The sequence below is a fragment of the Parageobacillus sp. KH3-4 genome (genome assembly GCF_022846435.1).
In the GTDB taxonomy this organism is placed as follows: Bacteria; Bacillota; Bacilli; order Bacillales; family Anoxybacillaceae; genus Parageobacillus; species Parageobacillus thermoglucosidasius_A.
Window position 1 is genome coordinate 2,879,940 of the sequence record NZ_AP025627.1, and the last position, 19,449, is coordinate 2,899,388.

16 protein-coding genes, 2 pseudogenes and 1 riboswitch are annotated in these 19,449 nt (G+C 41.8%); of the genes and pseudogenes, 6 read left to right on the plus strand and 12 right to left on the minus strand.

Translation table 11 applies throughout. The annotated features are described in order from the left end of the window. Positions 1-8: 8 nt before the first annotated feature. Entirely contained in the window at positions 9-1,427 is a 1,419-nt protein-coding gene (bcaP, locus tag MWM02_RS14480; RefSeq protein WP_064551249.1) for a branched-chain amino acid transporter BcaP, read from the minus strand. Positions 1,428-1,711: 284 nt separating this feature from the next. Here bcaP and MWM02_RS14485 point away from each other — a divergent pair, with 284 nt between their 5' ends. Further along, entirely contained in the window at positions 1,712-2,053 is a 342-nt protein-coding gene (locus tag MWM02_RS14485; protein ID WP_244402290.1) for a DUF485 domain-containing protein, read from the plus strand. After that, positions 2,054-3,595: a solute symporter family protein gene (locus MWM02_RS14490; RefSeq protein WP_244402291.1), complete on the plus strand. Its 1,542-nt coding sequence runs from the start codon at positions 2,054-2,056 to the stop codon at positions 3,593-3,595. It begins immediately after the preceding gene. Between the two features lie 247 nt (positions 3,596-3,842). On the opposite strand, the gene menC is transcribed toward MWM02_RS14490, so the two are convergent. The 10 genes from menC to MWM02_RS14540 form a co-directional block, all read right to left on the minus strand. After that, positions 3,843-4,958, minus strand: coding sequence for an o-succinylbenzoate synthase (gene menC / locus MWM02_RS14495; protein WP_244402292.1), 1,116 nt, complete (start codon positions 4,956-4,958; stop codon positions 3,843-3,845). Positions 4,959-4,974: 16 nt separating this feature from the next. Next, complete coding sequence (locus MWM02_RS14500; protein ID WP_244402293.1) at positions 4,975-5,799, minus strand: GNAT family N-acetyltransferase; 825 nt, start codon at positions 5,797-5,799, stop codon at positions 4,975-4,977. Then, positions 5,774-6,943, minus strand: a complete 1,170-nt coding sequence (locus tag MWM02_RS14505) for a M20 peptidase aminoacylase family protein (protein ID WP_244402294.1) — start codon at positions 6,941-6,943, stop codon at positions 5,774-5,776. The genes MWM02_RS14500 and MWM02_RS14505 overlap by 26 nt, the downstream gene beginning before the upstream one ends. A 151-nt stretch (positions 6,944-7,094) precedes the next feature. Continuing rightward, the gene (locus tag MWM02_RS14510; protein WP_064551255.1) at positions 7,095-7,526 is read right to left on the minus strand and encodes a threonine/serine exporter family protein; all 432 of its coding nucleotides are present in this window, start codon (positions 7,524-7,526) and stop codon (positions 7,095-7,097) included. Positions 7,527-7,543: 17 nt separating this feature from the next. Beyond that, on the minus strand, positions 7,544-8,296 hold the full coding sequence (locus MWM02_RS14515) for a threonine/serine exporter family protein (protein ID WP_064551256.1): 753 nt from the start codon (positions 8,294-8,296) through the stop codon (positions 7,544-7,546). Between the two features lie 146 nt (positions 8,297-8,442). Further along, entirely contained in the window at positions 8,443-8,802 is a 360-nt protein-coding gene (gene crcB, locus MWM02_RS14520) for a fluoride efflux transporter CrcB (RefSeq protein ID WP_244402295.1), read from the minus strand. A gap of 12 nt (positions 8,803-8,814) precedes the next feature. Further along, a complete protein-coding gene (gene crcB / locus MWM02_RS14525; protein WP_244402296.1) occupies positions 8,815-9,216 on the minus strand; it encodes a fluoride efflux transporter CrcB in 402 nt (133 codons plus the stop codon). A 55-nt stretch (positions 9,217-9,271) separates the two neighbouring features. Then, positions 9,272-9,332: riboswitch (Fluoride riboswitch) on the minus strand. Positions 9,333-9,547: 215 nt separating this feature from the next. Beyond that, positions 9,548-10,471: a UDP-N-acetylmuramate dehydrogenase gene (murB, locus tag MWM02_RS14530; RefSeq protein ID WP_244402297.1), complete on the minus strand. Its 924-nt coding sequence runs from the start codon at positions 10,469-10,471 to the stop codon at positions 9,548-9,550. A gap of 898 nt (positions 10,472-11,369) precedes the next feature. Continuing rightward, entirely contained in the window at positions 11,370-12,563 is a 1,194-nt protein-coding gene (locus tag MWM02_RS14535; protein ID WP_244402298.1) for a phenylacetate--CoA ligase family protein, read from the minus strand. Then, complete coding sequence (locus MWM02_RS14540) at positions 12,560-13,690, minus strand: methyl-accepting chemotaxis protein (RefSeq protein WP_244402299.1); 1,131 nt, start codon at positions 13,688-13,690, stop codon at positions 12,560-12,562. The genes MWM02_RS14535 and MWM02_RS14540 overlap by 4 nt, the downstream gene beginning before the upstream one ends. 585 nt (positions 13,691-14,275) lie before the next feature. On the opposite strand from MWM02_RS14540, the gene MWM02_RS14545 reads away from it, so the two are divergent. Continuing rightward, on the plus strand, positions 14,276-14,623 hold the full coding sequence (locus tag MWM02_RS14545; RefSeq protein ID WP_244402300.1) for a DUF4260 domain-containing protein: 348 nt from the start codon (positions 14,276-14,278) through the stop codon (positions 14,621-14,623). 691 nt (positions 14,624-15,314) lie between these two features. On the opposite strand, the gene MWM02_RS14550 is transcribed toward MWM02_RS14545, so the two are convergent. Beyond that, entirely contained in the window at positions 15,315-16,793 is a 1,479-nt protein-coding gene (locus MWM02_RS14550; RefSeq protein WP_244402301.1) for an aldehyde dehydrogenase family protein, read from the minus strand. A 325-nt stretch (positions 16,794-17,118) separates the two neighbouring features. On the opposite strand from MWM02_RS14550, the pseudogene MWM02_RS19495 reads away from it, so the two are divergent. The 3 genes and pseudogenes from MWM02_RS19495 to MWM02_RS19685 all read left to right on the plus strand — a co-directional run. Continuing rightward, positions 17,119-17,246: pseudogene (locus MWM02_RS19495) on the plus strand (IS256 family transposase); the annotation flags it as partial. 595 nt (positions 17,247-17,841) lie between these two features. Then, a complete protein-coding gene (locus tag MWM02_RS14555; RefSeq protein ID WP_244403630.1) occupies positions 17,842-18,822 on the plus strand; it encodes a restriction endonuclease in 981 nt (326 codons plus the stop codon). A gap of 430 nt (positions 18,823-19,252) precedes the next feature. Continuing rightward, positions 19,253-19,363, plus strand: a pseudogene (locus tag MWM02_RS19685) (ISNCY family transposase); the annotation flags it as partial. Between the last annotated feature and the right edge of the window lie 86 nt (positions 19,364-19,449).

Here is a 19,449-nt window from a genome sequence, read left to right on the forward strand (position 1 = left end):
TTACAAAATCATCCTGCTTTTTCAGTTGTTGTTTCTTTCATATCGTTTAACGTGCTATGCTTACGTCCATATGCAAAGTAAATAACTAAACCGATCAATAACCAAGATACAAAACCGATCCAAGTGATCGCTGGGAGCTGGAAAACTAAATATCCGCAAAACGCAACCGCCAACAACGGAATGACGGGAACCATCGGAACCCGAAAGGCACGTTTTAAATTAGGCTGTGTTTTGCGCAAAATGAGCACACCGATAGAAACGGTAATAAAGGCGAACAGTGTTCCAATATTCGTTAACTCTGCCAGTTTATTCAATGGGATAATCCCGGAGAAAACCGCCACGATCATCCCTGTAAGCCAAGTGTTCACATACGGCACTTGCCGTGTCGGACTTACTTTAGAAAATGCTTTTGGAAGCAAACCATCACGGCTGACCGCATAAAATAAACGCGTTTGGCCGTATAGCATGACAAGCAATACCGTCGTAATTCCGGCAATCGCTCCTAACGAAATAAAGCCGGCAACCCAATCTTGGTTAATATAGTTTAACGCAAAAGCCACTGGGTTCTTTACATTCAATTGTTCATAAGGAACAATTCCCGTCAATACGAGAGAAACGGCAATATATAATAATGTGCAAATAAATAAAGAAGCAATGATTCCGATTGGCATGTTTCGCTGCGGGTTGCGCACTTCTTCTGCTGCCGTCGAAACCGCGTCAAAACCGATATAGGCAAAAAAAACAGTCGCAGCGCCGGTCGCTACTCCGGAAAATCCGAATGGCATAAACGGCGACCAGTTTTCCGGTTTCACATACCATACGCCGACAGCAAGGAACAACAATACGACAGCGACTTTAATCACCACCATGATCGCATTAAAACGGGCAGATTTTTTTACGCCAAGACTTAATAAAAATGCCATAAGAAGAGTAATAAAAATTGCCGGCAAATCGATTATTGTTCCCTTTTCCGGGTTATATGCGTTCGTCAACGCTTTTGGAAGCTCAATGCCAAATCCGGCAAGCAATCCTTGAAAATAACCAGACCACCCAACCGCTACAGCGGAAGCAGCTACTCCATATTCTAAAATTAAATCCCATCCTAAAATCCAAGCAATTAATTCTCCAAACGCCGCATAACTATATGTGTAAGCACTACCAGATACCGGAACTGTCGAAGCGAACTCCGCATAACAAAGCGCCGCAAAAACACAAGCAAGGCCAGAAAGAATAAAAGAAAGGACAAGTGCAGGACCGGCGTGTTCCGCAGCGGCGACTCCCGTCAATACAAAAATTCCTGTCCCGATAATAGCGCCAATGCCGAGCATCGTTAAATCGAATGCTCCTAAATCTTTTTTTAAAGAAACGCCTTTCTGTCCAGCTTCATTCAAAAGCATTTGTACAGACTTTTTTCGCAACAAATTCATATGGTGTCTCCCCTTGTCGTTTTTTGTAAAAAATTGTTGAAGAGCACAATATGGATTTTACGCCATGCGCTAATGTTTGTAAAGTTAGAAAATAATAAAAACAACAAAAAATTTTCTGCTTTGATGCATTGAAGTTATACATCAATAACGAAGTTCAAAAATTGATAATTTACAAATTATTCAGATAAATATATAATAAATTTGTGACAATTTTATGAACAAAGAAAGGAGGAGAGCTGTTTTTATTTACCACCTAAATCCAACAAATTAAGGAGGGAGTTTTTATGGCGATACAAGATCATTCTTTTGAAGAATGTACAGTAACGGATTATAGCCGAATTGTTCAGTCTTCGTCCTTTCAGCATCTCATGCGCGAAAAGAAAAATTTCATTTTGCCATTCACGTTATTTTTCTTAGTTTTTTACTTTGCATTGCCAATTTTGACGTCCTATTCCAACGTGTTAAACTCTTCCGCAATCGGTCCGATCAGCTGGGCATGGATATTCGCGTTTGCGCAATTTGTCATGACGTGGGCGTTATGTACACTTTACTCTAAACGCGCAGCAAAATTTGATGAAATCGTTGAACGAATTAAACAAGAAGCGAAGGAAGGGGGAAACATGTAAATGCACGGGTTAGCCTTTTTCCTCTTTTTGATAATTGTGGTGCTAACGCTTATCATCACTTACTTCGCTTCGAAGCGAACAAGAACAACGAGCGAGTTTTATACAGCAGATAGCAGCTTAACCAGCTGGCAAAACGGGTTAGCAATCGCCGGCGACTATATGTCCGCTGCTTCATTTTTAGGAATTGCCGGCATGATCGCATTGGCTGGTTTTGACGGTTTCTTTTATAGCATCGGCTTCCTTGTTGCATATTTAGTCGTTCTTTACATTGTCGCTGAGCCGCTGCGCAACCTTGGAAAATATACGATGGCTGACATGATTGCCGCTCGATTCGACGACAAAAAAGTGCGCGGTGTCGCAGCGCTTAATACGATTGCCATCTCCATTTTCTACATGATTGCTCAGCTTGTCGGTGCTGGAGGCCTTATTAAGCTATTATTAGGAATTGATTACATTTACTCTGTCCTCATTGTCGGCATACTTATGACCGTTTACGTCGTTTTCGGCGGCATGATGGCAACAAGCTGGGTCCAAATCGTGAAAGCGGTATTATTAATGGTTGGTACGTTTATCATTTCCATTATCGTCTTTGCCAAATTTGACTTCAGCCTCATCAAAATGTTTAATGAAGTAAAAACAGCCACGCCGCTCGGTGAAGCGTTCCTCAACCCTGGCAATAAATTTAAAGACCCGCTTGATACGATATCGTTGAATTTAGCACTCATCCTAGGAACAGCAGGACTTCCGCACATTTTAATCCGCTTCTTTACAGTAAAAGATGCGCCAGCGGCGCGCAAATCTGTCGTTCATGCGACATGGATTATCGGCATTTTTTACATCTTAACGATTTTCTTAGGATTCGGCGCCGCAGCATTCGTTGGTTATGACAAAATTGTCGCCGCAAACCCTGCCGGAAACATGGCCGCCCCATTATTAGCAGAAGCGCTCGGTGGCGATTTCCTATTCGCGTTTATATCCGCAGTCGCGTTTGCTACGATTTTAGCTGTTGTGGCAGGACTCGTGCTGTCAGCCGCGTCGGCATTTGCCCATGACTTTTACAGCCATATCCTTCGCCGCGGCCAAGCGACGGAAAAAGAACAGATGGTTGCGGCGCGCTGGGCTTCTGTCGGCGTATCGATTTTGTCCATTCTTTTAGCGTTATTCGCTCAAAAAATGAATGTCGCTTTCCTTGTCTCATTGGCATTCGCTGTTGCAGCAAGCGCCAATTTGCCGATTATTGTATTAACGATTTTCTGGCGCCGCTTTAATACAACAGGTGCTATTGCGGGGATGCTCGTCGGGCTATTCAGTGCGTTGTTGCTCGTGTTCTTTAGCCCAAACGTTTGGGCGCCGGAACCGGGAGTAGCGATTCTTGTCGGTGAACCGCTCTTTAAGCTTGCCAACCCTGGCATCGTTTCCATACCATTAGGATTTATCGCATCGATCGTCGGCACGCTTCTTTCCTTGAAAAAAGCCGATAGCAAAAAATTTGATGAAATTCTTGTGAAAGCGAATACAGGAATAAAGGAATTAACAAATTAACGCGTTTAAACGGAATGGATTATTGCTTTCCCCACGCAAAAAGGCTGGCGGAAGAGTTATCTTATCCTTTCCGCCCAGCCTTTTTCCACCGCGTTTCTTCACCGCTTTTCGTTGCTGCCGCTTTGATTATCGTGATTTCCGCTATAAAACTTGCATAAGTGTCTCATTCATTTTCTTTCTCGGTCACAGCTCAATCATGCATTAAAGCGCAAACAGCCTGAAAAAATTCCGAAGCCGGAATGAGACACTAAGGACGGTACACCTTAGCATAGCTAGTATAAATATCTACTTGCCGTCTGTCGACTTCATACCCAATCCCCGGTTGTTCCGGCACTGTTATCGTTCCGTTGCGGACAACGACCTCCGGAATAATAATATCTTTTTCCCAGTAATGAGAAGAAGCAGCAGTATCACCAGGCAACGTAAAATTGTCGAGCGTTGTAATGGCAATATTGTGCGCTCTGCCGACACCAGCTTCTAACATGCCGCCGCACCAGACAGGAATGTCGTTCTCTTGACAGATATCGTGTATACGCTTCGCTTCTGTCAACCCTCCAACACGACCGATTTTTATATTTATCATTTGACAACTGCCAAGCTGAATCGCTTTTCTTGCGTCTTCCGCCGAATGAATGCTTTCATCCAAACAGACCGGCGTCTTTATCTGTGACTGCAATGTTGCATGATCCACGATGTCATCGAAAGCAAGCGGCTGTTCGATCATCATTAGCTGAAACTCATCTAACTCCTTTAATCGATCGATATCCGCTAACGAATAAGCGGAGTTGGCGTCGGCCATGAGCGGAACGTTCGGAAAACGGCGGCGAATTTCGCGGACAACGTCAACATCCCACCCAGGTTTAATTTTTATTTTGATGCGCCGATACCCTTCTTGCACATACCGTTCGACAATGCGCAATAAATCATCGACGCTTTTTTGAATGCCGATGCTTACGCCTACTTCGATGCGGTTCTTATTTCCGCCAAGCGCTTTATGTAACGGCAATTCTTGTTTTTTTGCAAATAAATCCCATATCGCTCCTTCTACCGCCGCTTTTGCCATTTGATTTTTGCGGATGATGGAAAAACGTTGCTGCAACTCTTCCGGATGGGCAATTGGTGCTTGAAATAAAAGCGGCAATAAAAAATCTTCTATTATATGCCAATTCGTTTTGACGGTTTCTTCATTGTACCAAGGAGAAGGAAAAGCCACCGATTCCCCCCATCCCGACACGCCGTCTTCATCGACCGCCTCGACTAAAATAAATTCCTTTTTCTGAAACGAACCGAAGCTCGTTGTAAACGGCGATTTTAGTTCCATTTGCAAATGGCGCAATATGACTCGTTTCACTTTTATTTCCATAAAAAATTCCCCCTGATTATAACGGCAATTCGTTGCGTTTCACGCAAACATAATATAAAACAGGTTCATCATCTTTTCGAACGATATGAGCAACGGCCCATCCTTTCCGAAAAAGATGAACAAACACGTCACGCGTCTTATAGCGCCAATCCAGCGCTAGCTCATGATCTGCCTCGATGAGCCGCTGAAACTGTAGAGGAACAGGAACAAGCAAAAACGGCCGGTCATGAGGGTCAAATTCTTCTTTGTAGATCGGCACTGGATCTCCGTTGCTGTTTTGTTTCCAATGAAGCGCCACATTCTCTGGCGACCACGCTATTTTAGAGAAAAAGCGGCTTCTTTCTTGTAAATATCGGCTTTCCAATAACCACTCCACAACAAAACGATCCGACGGTAAATGCTTATTCAACGCATCATCCATCTTGCCGTAACAATTTTCAACATACTGCGAGCAAATCGCCCCTAACTTGGCAATGTTCAAATAGCCGTTTCTGCTTTGCAGCGGATCGTACGTCCAACGAATTGTACGATATCCTTTTTTGATTGCTTCTTGCGCCTGTTTCATTTTCAGCATATAACCGATTCCTTGGTCGCGGAACGGTTTGGCAATCCCCATCATATGCGAGCAAAGATACACTTGCCCGTCTTGGTATCCGGGAAAACTATACACAAATCCGACCATCTTTCCATCCACAAAAGCACCAATAATAATGCCGCCGTTTTTTGCCGCTGTCAATGTTTGATGAGTAGGGATCGGGCTCGTTCCCCATACTTCCGCTTCCAACCGCGCCATTTCTTCCAGTTGTTCGATCGTATCAATTTTTTGTAGCGAAACGCGCACTTCCCGTCTCTCCTTGCAATGCAAAATGCTCAAACGTTTCCATAACGACTCTTGCCAATATTTCAATACCGGACAATAAGTCTTCGCGGCGAAACGTCATTTGTGGATGATGCAGCCCTGGCATTAAATCGCAGCCAAGCCCAAGCATCGTCGTTTTTAACTGCGGTTTCATCCATGAATAAAAATGGAAGTCCTCTCCCCCCGAAGTAACGATTGGCGGCAAACATTTTTCTTCCCCTAACACGGCGACAATAGCGCGCTCCATGAACCGTTGTGCTTGTGGGTGTGGCTGCGCGGCAGCAACGCGAACACCTGCATGAAGCCGAATATCCGCATCATAAATAGACGCTACCCCTTTGACGACGTGATTCAACCCTTCCACTAACTGTTCCATCGCCTCGTTCGTTTGCGCCCGCAAATCAAGCGCAAATTCGGCGTAATCTGGGATGATGTTCGCGTTTTTTTCCCCTGCATGAAATCTCGTCATTTTAATCGATGCCGGCACTTGTGGATCGACATGAATTTTGCCTAACTCCTGCACAATCGCGCTTCCAACTTCAATGACATTGACTCCGAGGTGCGGCCTTGCCGCATGCGCGGCAACTCCTTTAATTTCCCCTTCAATGCATTGCGCGGCTCCATGCAAAATCGCAGGAGCGGCATAACCGCTTTTTACTTCTTGAACCGGCCGCAAATGAACGCCATACAAAAAGTCAATATCATCGACGACTCCTTTTTCCAAAAATTTTAATGCGCCTGTTCCTTTTTCTTCCGCTGGCTGAAAAAGAAGCCGCAACGTTCCGGGCGGCTGATAGCCGATGCGATTAAACAGTTTGGCAACCCCTAATACCATTGTCATATGGGCATCATGCCCGCACGCATGGTTCGCTCGCCATACTCCATCTACTTCTTGCCAAAGCGCATCCATATCGCTGCGCAATCCGACCGTAAACGATCCGCCGCCAAATTCCCCAACCACTCCCGGACAATCGGGAAATGTTTGGATACGATATCCTTCTTGGATTAGTTGCTGTTCGATAAACCGCGTCGTTTTCCACTCTTCCCAGCTAACTTCTGGATGGCGATGAAGATAATCAAAAATCTCCCATAATTCTTCCTTCATCGCATGAATCATTTTCCTCATTGCGCTCTCCCCCGCTGAAATATTCGCAAACATTTCGAAAATTGTTGTTACACATATTATCATATTCAAAAAAACAATTGCAACCTAGGCTTGTTTATTAACGAATAAAAACAGCGCTATAAAAAATCCTAAACCTCTTTTTTCCAGAAGTTTAGGATTTCCGCTTCTGCTTGACGAGCTGGTTAATTACTTCAGAAAAAACCAATCCCATGGCAATCGCTCCAGAAATCATAAACGCTTTCGCGGCAAGCGATATCGCCATATTATAATCGTTTAAAATGACATGACGCATTGCTTCATACGCCAAGCCCCCTGGAACGAGCGGAATAATTCCGGAGACGCTGAAAATCGTCACCGGCGTTTTGTATATTCTTGCAAATATAGAGCTGATCATTGCCACAAAAAAAGAGGCAATAAACGTAGCGACAACGTCATCTATTCGCTGCTCGGCGAATAAAAAATAAATGATCCATCCAGCCATTCCGACAAATCCGCAATTGATTAACAGCCTCTTCGGAATGTTAAAAATGATCCCAAACGCTGCTGAAGCAATAAAACTCGTCAATAATTGTTGCACGATCATCCGCAATTCCCCTTAGATTAGCCAATCGACAAAATCAGCGCAATGCCGGTGCCAATCGCGAACGCTGTTAAAAAAGCTTCCGCACCTTTGGACAATCCAGCAAGAAAATGCCCTGCCATTAAATCGCGCACAGCGTTCGTAATCACTAGTCCCGGCACCAACGGCATCACAGACCCAATAATAATTTTATCTAAATTCGCTCCTAACCCGATCGCAACGAGAATCATAGCCAATCCGCCCACAATAAACGAAGCAAAAAATTCAGCGAAAAACCGTATTTTCACAAGGCGGTGAATCATCTCAAAACAATAAAATCCCGCTCCTCCGGCAAAAAGTGAAGGAAAAAAGTTGTTCCATCCCCCAAACATGACAGCAAAACAACCACTGGCAATCGCCGCTGCCGCGACTTGCTGCCAAAAAGAGTAGGAAAATTTTTGTTTTTCCACTTCCTTTAACTGTTTATACGCCTCGTCGAGCGACAGCTCTCCATTGCTGATACGGCGGGAAATGTGATTCACAAGCGCGACTTTATGCAGATCTGTCGAACGTTCCACAATTCGGATAAACTGCGTGGAATTCATCCGATCAATCGAAAAAATGATTCCCGTCGGCGTGACATAACTGTGTGAACGGGGAATGCCAAATGAAGCAGCAATACGCATCATTGTATCTTCCACGCGATATGTTTCCCCACCGCTTTCGAGCATAATTTTTCCCGCTAACAGACAAAGATCGACGATATCGTTTGTACGGTCATGATAAGCTGGCATTCTCTATCTCTCCATCCATACTTGTGATATTACAAAAAAATATAACGCTAGACAATAAGTAAAGAGAGTCGTTTTTGCATATATCCTTCTACCAACTGCTACGCATTTGTCATCCCCATTGGCGGGATCGCCCCATCCCAGCATTTTTACACATTTGCCGTTTTCATGCCAAGAAAAGCAAGAAGAAGGCCGAATAGATAGCTTAATGCAAGGTATAAAACAAACGATTTCCATTGCTTATGAATATAAAAAGTAATGCTTTCTATCTTGAATGTCGAAAAAGTCGTAAACGCCCCCATAAATCCCGTTCCGAAAAGAAGGTTCCAAGAAGCGTTCCATCCTTTTCCGACAATATACCCAAGCAAAAAAGAACCGATTAAATTGATTAATAATGTAGCGAACGGAAAAGAAGAAGGATATTTTTGTTTCATCCATTTGCTGATGCCAAAGCGCGCCATTGCTCCGAAAAATCCGCCGATCGCCACAAGCGCGCTATTCCATAACATGGGCTCCCCTCCTCACTTTGCTACCTTGTTTTGCACACGCAAGCCGTTACGTCCGAGACGAAATCCGCACCATGCCATCAACAATCCTCCGCACATACTAAGAAAAACATAAACCAACGCCGTCCCCCAATGGGATGTACGCAGCAACTCGACCGTTTCGACGCTGAACGTAGAAAAAGTCGTAAACGAACCGATTAACCCTGTTCCTAGCCCTGTCGCTACGTAAGAAGGAATATTGCGCAAACGCGGCAAACAAGCGTTCAAACATCCTAATGCAAAGCAGCCGATCATATTCGCAAGCAATGTCGCCAAAGGAAACGACCCGTTCCACCAGCCGCTCACCAACAAACCTAAATAATAGCGAAGCAACGCACCAACAATTCCAGCGAGACCGACAATCACATAATCAACCACCTAACCACCTTCCTCTTTCCTATTCGTACAAAAAACAAACTCCTACCAATAGGGATTACTGGTAGGAGTCATCAGCCGTAAAGGCAATTGCGGCGAACCCCATCGCCTAATTCATTTCAGACTTCATTATAACAAAATGACAGCCTATTTGCCAATTTGCACAATTGCTTCCTTGCAAATGAATAGGCAAAAAACCGGAAAAACGGAATGCGCGAAATGTATCAAAAAATGAAAAGATCCATAAGTTGCCGCCCAAAATTATGTCGCGCCAATGGTTATTCGGGAAGATTTTATTTCTTGAACTCGTTGGCAAGTCCCGGCTGCATTGCCGTTACTGTTTTATATCCTCCCCGATAATTTTCACCTCTAACTCCAGATCGACGCCGAATTTCTCTTTCACCGTTTTCCGCACCATTTCAATCGTCGCAATATAGTCGGAGGCGGTGGCATTATTTTTATTAATAATAAAACCTGCGTGCTTCGTCGATACTTCCGCCCCTCCGACTCCTTTTCCTTGCAGGCCGCTGTCTTGAATGAGCTTGCCCGCAAAGTATCCAGGAGGGCGTTTAAATACGCTGCCGACAGATGGATATTCGAGCGGCTGTTTTGATTCGCGCCGGAATGTTAAATCGTCCATTTTTTCTTTAATTTTTTGCGGGTCTCCTTTTTTAAGCTGGAATACCGCCTCCAGCACAATATCGTTCGTCTGGCTAATGATGCTCGTGCGATAGCCGAGCTGCAAATCGTCTTTTCGCAAAATTTTCTGTTCTCCCGTTTGTGTAACGACCTTTACATGATCAATCACATCTTTTATTTCCCCGCCGTAAGCGCCCGCATTCATCATAATCGCGCCGCCGACGGAGCCGGGAATGCCGCACGCAAATTCAAGACCCGTTAAGCTATGTTCCAGCGCAAACCGAGAAACTGCTTTAATATCGGCGCCGCTTTGCGCGATAATTTTTTCTCCTTCCGCTTTGATTTCTGTAAGATGCTTTAACTGCACGACAATGCCGCGAATGCCACCGTCACGCACGATGACGTTCGAACCGTTGCCAAGCAGCGTGAAAGGGAGGTGATACTTTTCTTTTAACCGGACGATTTCGATCACCTGTTCATATGTTTTCGGCCAGACGAGGAAATCCGCCTTTCCGCCAATTTTAACTAACGTATGATATTTCAACGGTTCATCCCGCAGCACGTTTTCTTCCCCACAAATTCTCACTAATTCTTGATACACCATATTATTTTCGTACATCGCTTTTCCCTCTTTGCTTTTTTCTGCTGATTTACTTTGATGAACTTATCTTTTTTGTCACCTGTGCTATCAAGCAGCAGTGCTATTGTCGTCGCTCCAGCGAGCCAAGCAGCAGCACAGGGCGATGCATGACCGCTTTGTATGCCGTCAATCCCTGCCTTACTTCCACACGTCTTCCGATTCCGCTGCCCGCTGGTCAGCCGGAATGGAAGAATGTCCTAACATCCGAGCGCAACATACCGCCGCTCTAAACGGCATTTATCTCCATCCATCCGATTTCCCCGCTTGGATACAAATGCTAGATTTTTAATACAATTAAACTCAAAATTCCATATCCATTCGCGTTTCCCTCGATAGCTGACCAGCGGAAATAAAACCGGCCAGGCCATTCCGGCTGTCGCTTTTACGTTTTTCTCTATCATGTTCGTTGCACACGAACTACAAAGCGATACTCTGCCTTGGCTCGCTTTTGCAGACAGACAACACTATCTCCATTATTATCCGAATCGCTTTCACAATCAAGTGGCATCCACATTTTATTGCTTTATTTTCCCCGCACCGGCGAAATCCTGATTCCTTGTCAACTACTTTTTTAAGGTTCCCCTATATGAACAAAAAGAGGAGTGGCGCAAAAGGTCGTTTCGTCTCAACCGTAACGCCTACGGCAAAGAATGGCAACTTGAGAGCCTATGGCGGTGTAATGAAAAAGCAAGCAATATCCAAAGGCTTGCTTCTTCTAACAAAGCCGTTGCTCCGACTACTCCATGCAACATTGCTACAAACCAACTTTTCTGCAAATCTCCGTACCTTTTATTTTTCCAATAAAACACCCAGTACACAGAAGGGTGTCCCCTCACTTTTGGGACACCCTTGTCAATTGCTGATTTTTGATTTATTTCTATTTGACAAACACTTCGCTTTCGCGTTCAATGTACGCATATTTTGCGTAGGCAGGTTTCTCAGTAAGCTTTTCCACCGGAATAATCACTGTTGGTTGCACATCGATATCAATACCTAATTTTCCCGTTAATTCATATTTTATGCTTGAAATTGTCATTTCATCTACGGACTCAATGAATTGGCATAAAAATTGCACTCGGTCACTCGCAACTCTGATTTTCCACATAAACGGGACTTTATGAAGCGTATAAACCGCCTCTTGCAATTCATGGAAAGTGATCGATTTGTTTTGATATTGTATCACGTCTTCTTTGCGACCGTAGTGAAGCAAAATTGGTTCGTTTTTTTGGCAGCTGCATTGCGAGCCATCAACTATTTGGACGATATCTTGATTGGCGTAGCGCAGGAGCGGCATGCCCTCCCTTGCCGTGGAAATCACGCAATTTCCTTTCTCGCCATTTTCAACAGGCTTTCCAAAATCATCTACTACCTCAATTTTTACGTTTGGATTGTCAAGATGGTAATGTCCGTTTTCACATGTCACAAATAATCCGCCCGTTTCCGTGCTTCCAAAAAGTCCATAAACCGGAACTCCCCATAATTGTTCAATGTATTTTTTTCTTGCTGGTGAAATGAGTTCTCCAGCTAAAAGCAATGCCCGCAGTCCTTTCGTAGGAAAACGGACCCCCATTTGCATGCCGACATGGTATAACTTTTCCGCTTCAGATGGAAGCAACGCCAAAATAGTAGGATGTGTCCGTTCCATAATTTCTACAACCCGCCGATCAGGAGTGACCATGCTTGCTTTATCGGCACCGATATGGCCAGCCCCCACTTTTTGCGTCGTTTCATACACCATAAAAGAAGGAATGGCTAACGCGAAAGGGAAACGGTTTAAGACGATATCATTTTCATTTAGCTGCAACGGAGATTGAAGAATGATCTGAACTCCCTGTTCGATATCTTTGCGGCTGTACCAGCTTGGAGTTGGAGTGCCAGTTGTTCCGCTCGTCTCATGATAAGCGGCAACCTGATGCAGAGGCACACCTAGCATATCATATGTATCTGCATTTCTAAGATCTTTTTTTGTCGTAAAAGGTATATTATTCCAATCTTCCAGATTGATATTTTTTAACTTTTTTTGGTATAACTTTGAGCGTAATGCCGCTTCAATGAACAATTGGTTATTCATGAAACGTCTCCTTCCCCGTTTACTTTTTGATACAAACGTTGTGCCAACGCAAGGCTCGAGTTCGCCATTGCCGTGAATTCATCGAAAAGCTTGTTCATATGATGGATTTTTTCTACCCCCATACTTTGCACATTTTTTGTAAACTCCGTCATTTTTTTAATCTCTTCCGAACCGGCTGAAAGCTGCTGAACGGCAGCGGAAACTTCGATGATTTGTTGCGAAACATTGTCCATGTTTGATTGAATGACTGCAAAAGCGCGTTTTGCTTCGTTTACGATGCGAATGCCGTTTGTCACTTCCGCTTTTCCTTCGTTCATATATTCGACTGATTTTGAAATATTTTCTTGAATGGATGAAACAATTTCACTAATTTGATTCGTTGAGACAGCCGCCTCTTCGGATAGTTTTCTTACTTCATCGGCGACCACCGCAAAACCTTTTCCATGCTCCCCAGCACGTGCTGCCTCAATAGCGGCGTTTAATGCCAATAAGTTAGTTTGATTGGAAATTTGTGTAATCGTATTGACTATATTTCCAATTTCCCGGGAATACTTAGACAAATCGGTAATAACATTCGAAAGATTTTCCACCCTTTGGTGAATTGATTCCATCTGACGAATTACCGTCTCCATTGACTCGAACCCGTCCGTAACGGCCTGTAAGGTTGTAGTTGACATATTGGATACGTTTTCGGCATTCGTGGCGATTTGTTGGATGCCGGATGAAATGTCCATCATAGCTTCGCTGCTTTTTTCTACATTTTCCGATTGCATGTTGGCACCTTCCAAAATTCCCGCCGCAATTTTTGATACATTTTCGATACGCTCGCAAAGTGTTTGCAAAAAATTCTTTAATTCTTCGATATCACTTTCAAGATTTTTAAAGGCATCCACCGTTTCGCCATTTGCATTCGCTAGATCCGGATCGTCTGTATGAATCTGCTTTGATTCAAACGGAAACTTTCGGTTAAAAAGAACAGCTGTAACTAAAATAGAAATAAAGGAAAATAAGATGGCAGTCCCAATCAGCCAATGAAAAGAATGACTCGCAAAATAAATTAATAAAAGAATAGTCGGCAAAACAAACGAAATACCGAAAAGTCCATTCATTTTAACCTTTACGCTCATACAATTACTCCCTCTCCATCTTAAGTGAACATATCATCATACATTTGAAAGCAAGGGTTTTCCGCAAACATTGTTTATCTTCCAAGTGATATCAAATCATTATCACAGAATTTTCTAATAAAAAAGTATGTTATTATAAAAAATCCACCTTTTCTCAAACGATCCCTCCTTCACATAATCATGAAGGATATTCCTGGTACTATAGGAAAGTTGTTGGTGCCACGACCTTCCATTAATTTTGGTCCCCTGCCCATTTTTTGTCATTTCATTGCAAAAATTTTATTATTAAATAGTATTTTGCACATGTTTAATATCGGTCTTAGGAGTTATATTTATAATAGGAAAAATATCCTACTTTAAAACAACAAATTGCATGCTATGGACAAGTCGATAGAAAAATCCCATTATTATGATTTTTTGTACAAAAATATAACTATTTACCTTATTTATATATTTTTATAAAAAAGCATTCCTTATTAAGTTAACGGGCAATTATGTGTAAAATTCATCTGAATTTGGAGCAGGAATATGAAGTTAATTGGCAGAAGTTATAGCTGCCGAATGGAATGAAAGGAGAGGTATTTAGTGAACAGAGTTATATTGCAATTAGAAGGTTTGTTTGTTTTATTATTTTGCATGTATTTTTATTCCACATATGACTATGGATGGGGGCTATTCCTCCTTTTTCTCTTGCTTCCCGATATATCGATGTTAGGATATTTCATCAATGTCAAAATCGGCACACTGTTTTATAATTTGTTCCATACATACGTAACATCTGCGCTGCCCTTAGCATGGGGGATTATCACTCACAGCGATTTAAGCATCATTGCGGGACTCATTTGGACCGCTCATATAGGAATGGACAGATTATTAGGATACGGTCTAAAATATCCCACTCACTTTAAAGATACACATTTTTCGAAAATATAACCTTGTCCAAAATTGGCATGTAATGAGACGCAGAAACATTCTCTTTTGGCGCAAAATGGATTATTCCGTTGACAGGAATTGGAATTCCATTAACTGCTCTTTCTTATCGCAGGAAGGAGCGCATCCCTATTATTGCGCAAAATTTCCCTCTCAGTCCAGTAAACTTGGATCACTGGAAACCATAATCGCTTTTGCCATTTTCTCTTTTTGCACAATTTCCGGAACTCAATTGTAGGTGTTTTTCTTTTTCCCAAAACCACCAACAACATAACATACCCTTACAAAAAGAAAATTTCATTTGTGAATAGTTTCTAGATAAACAAAAGGCTTTTCTGAGTTTGCCAGAAAAGCCTTCAGCTGTCTGTTGGCCTTGTCTACCAAGTAATTTTAATTTTTGTAAGATATCCTTAGCATAATACACACCTTGACCATTCGCATAGCTTAATTCATGTTCTATTATCAGCTTTTTGCTCCTTTAGCATCCCCCTTTAAATATAATTATGGCAAGGGAACGATAATAATTTTGATACTGCATGCAGCTATTTGCTGTTGGATTTGATCATAGATAATCAATACACCCCATTTCAAAAACGCAGGAGCAAATTCATCTTGACAAAAGGAAACCCTTTAGCATCATGCAGAAATGGCCCGCACACGATGCCAAAGGGGACAATTTTTCATAATATGACTATTATGAAAATGGATATTGACGAGGTTGTTTTTGAACAGACACCCATTTAACGGTCGTAAATTCCTCAATAGCCCATTCACCACAGTAACGTCCTAAACCTGAATATTTTTCTCCGCCAAACGGAACATTTGGTTCTACATTGATCGATTGGTCGTTTACGTGAATCATACCTGTTTTAATTTTTCTCGCTACATGAATGCCCCGTTCTAATGAGCAAGAGAATACAGCCCCACTTAATCCAAATGGAGTTCCATTGGCCACTTCAATCGCTTCTTCCTCACTATCAACAGGAATGATGACCGCAATAGGGGCAAACACTTCATTTTGGGCAGCTGCCATATCATTTGTCACATCACCTAGAATATATGGATAAATCAAGTTCCCTTCCACTTTTCCTTCATGAATTAATGTTGCCCCTTCTTTAATTGTTTGCTCTACTAACTGAATAGCTCGGTCCACTTGCTTTTTATTAATTAGCGGGCCAATAACTGTGTCATCTTCGGACGGGTTCCCAACTTTTATGGCCTTAGTGGCTTCTTTGAATTTTTCTACAAACGGTTTATAAAGTTTCCGATCAATGATAATCCGATTAATCGCAATACATATTTGACCTGAATGCATATATTTACCAAATGCTGCTGCAGATACAGCTTGATCCACATCGGCATCATCAAGTACGATAAAGGCATTATTTCCCCCTAATTCAAGTGCAGGTTTTTTCAGATTTTTAACAGCTAATGCCCCAACATGCTGCCCTGCTTTTGTTGATCCAGTGAAAGAAATAACTTCAGGAATTGGGTGCTCGACAAAGTAATCGCCGATTTCTTCAAGGTCAGCCACTGTTACATTTAACACACCTTGTGGAAGCCCAGCTTCTTCAAAAATTTTCGCGATAATGAGTCCACCGGAAACCGGTGTTTGATGATCCGGTTTCAGCACCACGCCATTTCCTGTTGCAATCGCTGGAGCGACGACGCGAATGGTTAAATAGAATGGCCAGTTCCAAGGCGTGATGGCTCCTACGACTCCAATTGGCTCGCGATAAACACGGTTTTCTTTTCCGGGAATGAGAGATTCACGAATAGAGCCTTCCATTTGTAATGGATATGTTGCTGCTTTTTTTACATCCGCAATGGCACAATCCACCTCAATATTTGCTTTTAATTTTGTACTCCCAGATTCTTTCACGAGAATTTCAACAATCTCTTCTCTTTTTTCCTCAATGAGTTGCGCAACTTTTTCTAAAACACGAATACGTTCATACGCGGAGGTTTGCCCCCAACTTTTTTGAGCTTTTTGTGCTGTTTCATACGCTTCATTGATATCTTCTTTGCTAGCATAGTTAAAGGTGACAAGCACTTCGTTATTGTATGGATTTGTCACAACACATTCTCTATTGCTAGATCCATATTTCCATACACCACCAATAGGCATTTTTCTCCATTCAGAAAACTTTTCAACTGTTTTTGCTTCTGACATATACCATTTCCTCCTATAAAAAATATGTAAACGCTTTCTTTTTAAATTTAATATAGATTCGAGATATTGATTTTAAAAATTTTATTTTTTAATCTTTAAATTTTTATTATTGATGGCGTTGATGATATACAAAGTTTTGTGTGTAAATATTTTGCAAGATCAAAAGAAAAAGGCAGGGTATTCTCTGAAACAAAACATTCCAGAGAAAGGAGTACCCTACCTATATCTAAAAGCATGCCGAATGTAGACTGGGTCAATCAAATGGAAAGTGAGATTCGCCAGTTTGCAAAGGAAAAATTGGAGCTAATCATGCGTGAAGAAACAAAAAGCAACTGAAAAAGTCGTCTATTTGCCCATTCAAGATTTTACGAGAAATGGGCAGGTCGAAAGTTACGAGGATTTGTCGGAGCGCAGGAAGCCCTTCAACGAATGTCGGAAGAACGTTATTGTTAACCAAATAATGTAAATTAGCAGAAGAGGATTCTTTCTTTCCACACAAGAAACGAATATTCCGTCTCCTGTGTGAAGGAAAATCGTTCACTATCCATTCCAAATCCATTTCAGAAACCCCTACTATCTTGCATTACACAAAATTCTTGACGGTACCAGCCAAGCCGTTGAATTATATTAACAAAGAAGATGTAAAATGCCATACTTTTGCGTGTTTTTGGCAATTAAAAAATGCATGAAATGGCAAATAAGAATATTCAATGATCTGTATAAAATTTCATACCTGTTGTCGCTTGACATGGAGCCTCTGCGGGCATGCTTTCTGGCAAAGGGGGCAAGCCACAGGACTTTGCAAGGCATATAAGCCTATCATACCCGCCACTCCATGTAAAGCGGTGAATATGCAATAAATTATGCATATCCTTAATTGCCAAACACTACAATTCTTAATTGCCACTAACACTTTTTGCGGGCAAGTATAGTCTCCAAAATCCAAATAGTGAAACACCCCAGCAAATGCTGGCGTTAGCGATGACGCATTACAAAAAATAAAGTGGAGATATTTTATCTCTCCAATTTTTATAAAGGATGGGAGTTAATCATGAATTGGTGGATGGTACGTGCTGGAGATCGTAATGAGCTTATTCCTGTTTGGAAACAAAAAGGAGTTGCTTCGGTAGGATGGGCGGATTTTGGAAATCCAAAAAACTATCCAACTAGAGAAGCTTTGATTCAGAAATCCCACGAAATTTATGAAGAAGAGAAACCTGCTACGAGGATTATTTGGGCAAGCCAAGTGTGGAGATTTAGCCATGAAATTAAAGCAGGAGATAGAATCATTACATATGCTAAAGATAAACGTGAATACTTGGTAGGGATCGTTACCAAAGAGCACGAATATAATGAAACAATTGTAGATAAACATTATCCAAATGTAATCCATGTAAAATGGGAAAAGAAGCAAATTCCTCGTGACCAATTATCACAAGAAGCGAAAAATTCCCTTGGCTCTACGCTTACGGTTTTTCGTGTAGACAATTGGGGAGATGAATTGGAAAGCCTATTAACTGGTAAAGAACAGACAACAAGTGAACCAGAAAATAGCGAAGAGGAAGTCATCAAAAATGATTTTGTTCAAAAAGCATTGACCATGATTCAAGATAAAGTTGACAAATTAGACCCGTGGCAAATGCAAGAATTAGTCGCTGGATTGTTGCGAGCCATGGGATATAATGTGAAAGTCAGTAAAAAAGGTCCCGATAGAGGAGTCGACATTTTAGCTCATAAAGATGCATTTGGTTTCGAAAAACCGATTATTAAGGTACAGGTAAAACATCGCAAATCGTCTTCATCAGGCCCTGAGATTCAACAGCTGTTAGGAGCTCACCCAATTGATGCCAACAGTATATTTGTATCAACTGGAGGATTTACAGCAGCTGCTGAAAATATAGGAAAGCAGCACAATGTCAAGCTCATTGATTTAGAAGAATTAGTAAAACTAATTGTCCAGTGGTACGATAAAATGCCAAGCGAAACAAGATCGTTGTTGCCCCTACAAAAAATATATATTCCAGAATAATATACAAAAGAGCCGTTATTTTCAAGTAAGGCTCTTTTCTATTTTGAATAAGTATATCTTAATTGCATACGACCAAGAAGAGGTTACTTTCTATTGGAATAGTGATTTATAAATCTGAATGGCTATCCCGCATTTTTACCATTAAATAAAAATAGAGTCATTTTAATCAGATAACCTCTGTCAACTCACCATTTCATCCACAAACAATGCTGTTCTCATTTTCGCTAATAATGGTAGCCGATCCCATAGCTTGAGAAATTGCTGTATGCCAGGCAAGGCAATACTATACTTCGCATAAGGATCTTCCATTCGTTGCAGTATTTCTCCCAATATCGTTAAGAAGTAATTTACATTCAAATGCACATAAAAATCCACTGTCTTAAAAATAATACACATTTTATGTAAAAAATTCTAAAGAGTAGACACGATCATGATTTCCAATTGAAACAGCGAACATGCATGGTCTTACGAAATCAACTCACTTTTAGCATTCTTATTTCGATATATTGACTTGCTGTCGCTGCCGGAAATACCGTATGTGCAACACTACCAATAAAGAGTGAAATAATGCCTTTTTATTTAAGAGCAATAAGGTTGCCCAATGCAAGCCCATTTGTCCGTCAATAT

What these genes read in the sequence shown, in the direction of transcription:
- crcB (WP_244402295.1), bottom strand. Translation starts at nt 8,802, where the DNA reads ATGTTATGGAATAGCGCGCTTGTGGCGATCGGCGGATTTTTCGGAGCA.
- MWM02_RS14540 (WP_244402299.1), bottom strand. Translation starts at nt 13,690, where the DNA reads ATGAGCGTAAAGGTTAAAATGAATGGACTTTTCGGTATTTCGTTTGTT.
- MWM02_RS14505 (WP_244402294.1), bottom strand. Translation starts at nt 6,943, where the DNA reads ATGAGGAAAATGATTCATGCGATGAAGGAAGAATTATGGGAGATTTTT.
- MWM02_RS14535 (WP_244402298.1), bottom strand. Translation starts at nt 12,563, where the DNA reads ATGAATAACCAATTGTTCATTGAAGCGGCATTACGCTCAAAGTTATAC.
- bcaP (WP_064551249.1), bottom strand. Translation starts at nt 1,427, where the DNA reads ATGAATTTGTTGCGAAAAAAGTCTGTACAAATGCTTTTGAATGAAGCT.
- MWM02_RS14485 (WP_244402290.1), top strand. Translation starts at nt 1,712, where the DNA reads ATGGCGATACAAGATCATTCTTTTGAAGAATGTACAGTAACGGATTAT.
- murB (WP_244402297.1), bottom strand. Translation starts at nt 10,471, where the DNA reads ATGTACGAAAATAATATGGTGTATCAAGAATTAGTGAGAATTTGTGGG.
- MWM02_RS14550 (WP_244402301.1), bottom strand. Translation starts at nt 16,793, where the DNA reads ATGTCAGAAGCAAAAACAGTTGAAAAGTTTTCTGAATGGAGAAAAATG.
- MWM02_RS14490 (WP_244402291.1), top strand. Translation starts at nt 2,054, where the DNA reads ATGCACGGGTTAGCCTTTTTCCTCTTTTTGATAATTGTGGTGCTAACG.
- MWM02_RS14515 (WP_064551256.1), bottom strand. Translation starts at nt 8,296, where the DNA reads ATGCCAGCTTATCATGACCGTACAAACGATATCGTCGATCTTTGTCTG.
- menC (WP_244402292.1), bottom strand. Translation starts at nt 4,958, where the DNA reads ATGGAAATAAAAGTGAAACGAGTCATATTGCGCCATTTGCAAATGGAA.
- MWM02_RS14510 (WP_064551255.1), bottom strand. Translation starts at nt 7,526, where the DNA reads ATGATCGTGCAACAATTATTGACGAGTTTTATTGCTTCAGCAGCGTTT.